The sequence below is a fragment of the Actinomycetota bacterium genome (genome assembly GCA_036280995.1).
In the GTDB taxonomy this organism is placed as follows: domain Bacteria; phylum Actinomycetota; class CALGFH01; order CALGFH01; family CALGFH01; genus CALGFH01.
Genome location: DASUPQ010000343.1, coordinates 1 through 4,715 on the forward strand (window position 1 = coordinate 1; position 4,715 = coordinate 4,715).

The 4,715-nt window shown below is 73.3% G+C and carries 5 protein-coding genes; 4 read left to right on the forward strand and 1 reads right to left on the reverse strand.

Features of this window, described 5'->3' with window-relative positions:
* Positions 1–172: 172 nt before the first annotated feature.
* Entirely contained in the window at positions 173–307 is a 135-nt protein-coding gene (locus tag VF468_11755; GenBank protein ID HEX5878974.1) for a hypothetical protein, read from the reverse strand.
* 214 nt (positions 308–521) lie between these two features.
* On the opposite strand from VF468_11755, the gene VF468_11760 reads away from it, so the two are divergent.
* The 4 genes from VF468_11760 to VF468_11775 form a co-directional block, all read left to right on the forward strand.
* Positions 522–2,291 carry a thiamine pyrophosphate-binding protein gene (locus VF468_11760; GenBank protein ID HEX5878975.1) on the forward strand — a complete coding sequence of 590 codons (1,770 nt, stop codon included), beginning with the start codon at positions 522–524 and terminating at the stop codon, positions 2,289–2,291.
* Positions 2,292–2,337: 46 nt separating this feature from the next.
* On the forward strand, positions 2,338–3,153 hold the full coding sequence (locus VF468_11765) for a UDP-galactose-lipid carrier transferase (GenBank protein HEX5878976.1): 816 nt from the start codon (positions 2,338–2,340) through the stop codon (positions 3,151–3,153).
* A gap of 5 nt (positions 3,154–3,158) precedes the next feature.
* Complete coding sequence (locus VF468_11770) at positions 3,159–3,338, forward strand: hypothetical protein (protein HEX5878977.1); 180 nt, start codon at positions 3,159–3,161, stop codon at positions 3,336–3,338.
* Positions 3,339–3,561: 223 nt separating this feature from the next.
* Positions 3,562–4,715: nitrate- and nitrite sensing domain-containing protein (locus tag VF468_11775; protein HEX5878978.1), on the forward strand; the 1,154-nt coding region annotated here is incomplete at its 3' end.

A 4,715-nucleotide genomic window follows, 5' to 3' on the forward strand; every position in this document is an offset into this window, starting at 1 on the left:
GGCCGACGGGCGCCGGGAACGGGTCATGCGTTAACTCTATATAGTCAGAGTTTTGCTTGTCAACGTCGTGGGCTCTCTGCTGGCACCGAAGACCGGCACCGGCGCAATAAGGAGTTGGGGCCGCTCGGCCAGGCCGCGCGACAAGCCGACAAATCAGGGCCTGTTCAAGATGTCATCGCCGCCCGTTGATCGCGGCGACCTGCATGGTGGCCTTGTAGCGCGCCCGGTCAGTGGTCAGCCCGGGAAGCCGCACCGCGGCCAGCTCCCCGAGCCAGTGGCCTTCCAGCCGGTCCAGCAGCCGCCGCAACCCAAGGACCCGTTCGGCCCGGGCGGCCCCGCCAGGCCGTCAGGGTCCTGTCGAACCCACGAGGCCCAGCAACCGAGGGCCGACGACCCCCACCCCCCCCCCCGGCACGGGACATGGGGTCCAACCTCCGGGACCCCCGACCCACCGCCCCCTACATCCATGGGGACCCGACTCACCACCTGCCCGCCCCACCAGCCCTGCTATCGTCCGCCGCATGCGGAACCGTACCGGTGGCCAGATCGTCACCGACGCCTTGGAGGCCAACGGGATCGAGGCCGTCTTCTGCGTGCCCGGGGAGAGCTTCCTGGCCGTGCTGGACGCCCTCTACGGCGGGCCGACCCGGTTGATCACGTGCCGGCACGAGGCCGCGGCGGCCAACATGGCGGTGGCCTACGGGAAGCTCACCGGGCGGCCCGGCGTCTGCCTGGTCACCAGGGGGCCGGGGGCCACCCAGGCCAGCGTCGGGGTCCACACCGCGGCGCAGGACTCGGCGCCCATGCTGCTGCTGGTCGGGCAGGTGGGGCGGGCCGTCCGCGGCCGCGAGGCGTTCCAGGAGCTGGACGTGCCGGCCGTGTTCGGGCCGATGGCCAAGTGGGCGGCCGAGGCGGACGATCCGGCTCGGCTGCCGGAGCTGCTGGCCAGGGCGGTCCAGGTGGCGGTGTCGGGGCGGCCGGGACCGGTGGTGCTGGCCCTGCCCGAGGACGTGCTGGCCGCGACCGCCCGGGTGGCCGACGCCCGTCCCGTGCGGCCGGTCGTCCCGGCGGCCGCTCCGGCCGACCTGGCCCGCCTGCGCGAGCTGCTCGGCGGGGCCCGGCGGCCGCTGGTGATCGCCGGCGGCCCCGGATGGACCGAGGCGGCCGCGGCCGGCCTGCGGGCCGTGGCCGAGGCCAGCCAGCTGCCGGTGGCGGTCTCGTTCCGCTCCCAGGACGTGCTCGACAACCGCTCCCCCAGCTACGTCGGTGACCTCGGGGTGAGCCCCAACCCGGCCCTGGCCGAGCGGGTCCGGGCGGCCGACCTGGTGGTGGCCGTCGGGCCCCGCCTCGGGGAGATCACCACCGGCGCCTACCGGCTGCTGGAGGCGCCGGTCCCCCGCCAACGGCTCGTCCACGTCCACCCCGGCCTGGCCGAGCTGGGCCGGGTCTACCAGCCCGACCTGGCCGTCAACGCCGCCGTGGGCCCGTTCGTGGCCGCCTGGCGCTCGGTCCCGCCGGTGCGGGGCGAGGCCTGGGCGGTCTGGACGGAGGCGGCCCGGGCCAACTACCTGGCCTGGGTGCGGCCGTGGCCGGCCCCGGGCGGCGCCCTCGGCAAGGCCCCGGGCAGCATTTCCGGCAAGGCCCCGGGCAGCGCTCCCGGCAAGGCCCCCGACAGCGCCTCCGGCACGGTACCCACCAGCGACCCCGCCAAGACCCCCGGGACGGTCGACCTCGGGCAGGTGATGGCGGCCCTGCGCGAGCGGCTGCCCGACGACGCGGTGATCACCAGCGGGGCCGGGAACTTCACCGGCTGGGTCCACCGCTTCTTCCAGTTCCGGCGGCTCGGGACGCAGGTGGCGCCCAAGAGCGGCGCCATGGGCTTCGGCCTCCCGGCCGCGCTGGCCGCCAAGGTCGTCCACCCGGGCCGCCCAGTGGTGGCGGTGACCGGCGACGGCGACTTCCTGATGACCGGCCAGGAGCTGGCCACGGCCGTCCAGCACCGCCTGGACGTGGTCGTGCTGGTGGCCAACAACGGCATGTACGGCACCATCCGCATGCACCAGGAGCGGACCTACCCGGGCCGGGTGATCGCGACCGACCTGCGGAACCCCGGCTTCGCCGCCCTGGCCGAGGCCTACGGCGCCCATGGCGAGACGGTCACCGACGCCGAGGAGTTCCCGGCCGCCCTGGAGCGGGCCCTGGCCGCCGGGCGCCCGGCCGTGCTCGACCTCCACGTTGATCCCGAGGCGATCGCCCCCGGCCTGTCGCTGGCCGCCCTGCGGCGCCACTGAGCTTGTCCTCTTGCCGGTTGCGGGCGGCTGCTGCCAGGATCGGCGGATGGGACGCCTCGACGACCTCGACCTGAGCCTCAGGCTGAGCCGCCAGGAGGAGGCGGAGCGGCTGGAGACGGCCTCCAACCGGCTGCTGGAGCTGCGGCTCACCCTGGGCGGGCTGCTGGGGGACGGGCGGCTGGGGCCGCCGGTGTGCGTGCTGTTCGAGGGTTGGGACGCCTCCGGCAAGGGCGGCGCCATCCGCCGTCTGGTCCATCCGATGGACCCCCGGCACGTGCGGGTGGCCACCTTCGCCGCCCCGACCTACGACGAGAAGCGGCACCACTTCCTGCTCCGGTTCTGGTCGAGCCTGCCCGGGTGGGGCGGCATGGCCGTGCTCGACCGCTCCTGGTACGGGCGGGTCCTGGTCGAGCGGGTGGAGGGGTTCGCCACGGTCGACCAGTGGAGCCGGGGCTACGACGAGATCGTCGACTTCGAGCGCTCGCTGGCGCTCGAGGGCATGATCCTGCTCAAGTTCTGGATGCACATCTCCGAGGAGGAGCAGCTGCGCCGGTTCAAGCGGCGCGAGACCGAGCCCCTGAAGACCTGGAAGCTGACCGACGAGGACTGGCGCAACCGCGAGAAGCGCGCCGCCTACGAGCAGGCCATCGAGGACATGCTGGAGCGGACCGATCATCCGCTGGCCCCCTGGTTCCTGATCCCGGCCGAGTCCAAGCGCTACGCCAGGGTCAACGTCGTGGAGACGGCCATCGCCGAGATCGAGCGGGGCATGCGCGAGCGCGGCTTCGAGCCACCGACCCCCCGCCCGCGGCCCCTCGGCAAGACCAGGACCAAGGGAAAGAGCGGCAAGGCCCAGACCTAGCGCGCTTGCGCCGGTCCGACCAGGACGGCGGCGACCGGCTCGGCCTGCTGATCGTGGCCGCCCGGCCCACGGCCAACGGTTCGCGGTCCGGCTCGGCCCCTCCCCAGGGCGGCGTCACCGCCACCGCGCGCCTTCCCGCGACGGTCCTCTCGGCCCGCGCCCCGGACCCCGTCCGGCCGGGCTGACACCGCCGGCGCCTTGACCGGCGTCGTGCCGCCGCTCGGCCGCGGGAAGGAGTGATACGTAGTTCGGATAACCCATTAGGGACTACGCCGCTGCGCACCCCTTGAGCTACGACACATCGGTCTGACCAGCCGAGAGTCCGCAGATTCCCGCATTGTGGCGGGCTTGACAGAAACGGTAGCGTCAAGCGCCTTCCTCTCCCGCCGTACGCAAGGTTGGTCGCAGATGTTCCGTAACCTACCGATCCGAACCAAGCTCATCATCTGCGTGCTCGGCCCCCTGCTGATGCTGGCCGTCCTCGCCCTCGTGGGCATCCGCCAGAACCAGGCTGAGAGCGACCGGGCCGCCCGCAGCACCGCCTTCGCCCGCCTGGCCGCCGGCCTGGCGCCCCTGGTCCACCAGCTCCAGGGCGAGCGCAGTCTCTCGGTCAGCTACATCGACAGCGACCGCCGGCAGTGGGAGGTGGCGCTGCGCAAGCAGCGGCGCGCGGTCGACCAGGCGGCCGCCACCTACCGGGCCGAGGCCCAGCGGCTCAGCGCCGGCGACGAGCTGCTGGCGGAGAAGATCGAGTACGGCCTGAGCGAGCTGGGCCGCCTCGACGAACAGCGGAACACGATCGACCAGGCCAGGATCGACCCGTCCAAGCTGGAGGTCGAGCCCGGCATCGAGCTGCACGAGGAGGAGGGCGAGGAGGAGCTCGAGCACGCCACCGAGGAGGGCCACGGCCCGCTCGACACCCCGGACGCGGCGCTGGAGCAGTACACCGACACCATCAGCGACCTGCTCGACATCAACGGCGAGATCGCGCCCCGCTCCAACAACGAGCTTCTGCTCAAGGGCGTGGCCGCCTCGGTCGCGATCTCCCGGGCCAAGGACTTCGCCGACGCCCAGCGCAGCCTGCTCCAGAACGTCTACACGGCGGACCGGTTCGAGGGCAACGAGCACGCCAAGCTCAGCGCCCTGGTCGCCGCCGAGGTCATCTACACCGCCCAGTTCGACGCCAACGCCACCGAGGCCCAGCACGAGTACCGCGAGCAGGTCGTGGCCGGGCCGGAGGTCCAACGGGTCGACGAGTTCATCGAGCAGGCCCTCAAGCCCGAGAGCGCCACCGCCCCCAAGCTCGGCATCAACCCGCAGTACTGGTTCGGCGCCATGAGCGTCAAGCTGGACCGCATGCGGGTGGTCGAGGAGCGCCTCAGCGCCGACGTGATCGCCACCAGCACGGCCATCAAGGAAGGCGCCGACCGGCGGGCCTGGCTGTACAGCCTGCTGCTGGCCGCCGCTCTGGCCGTCGCCGTGGTGCTGGCCCTGGTCACCGCCCGCTCGCTCATCCGGCCCATGCGCCGGCTCGAGGGGGCGGCCGAGGAGACGGCCGAGCA

Bases quoted from the DNA above. Each gene is read 5' to 3' on its own strand.
- VF468_11760 (HEX5878975.1), top strand. From the start codon at position 522: ATGCGGAACCGTACCGGTGGCCAGATCGTCACCGACGCCTTGGAGGCC.
- VF468_11765 (HEX5878976.1), top strand. From the start codon at position 2,338: ATGGGACGCCTCGACGACCTCGACCTGAGCCTCAGGCTGAGCCGCCAG.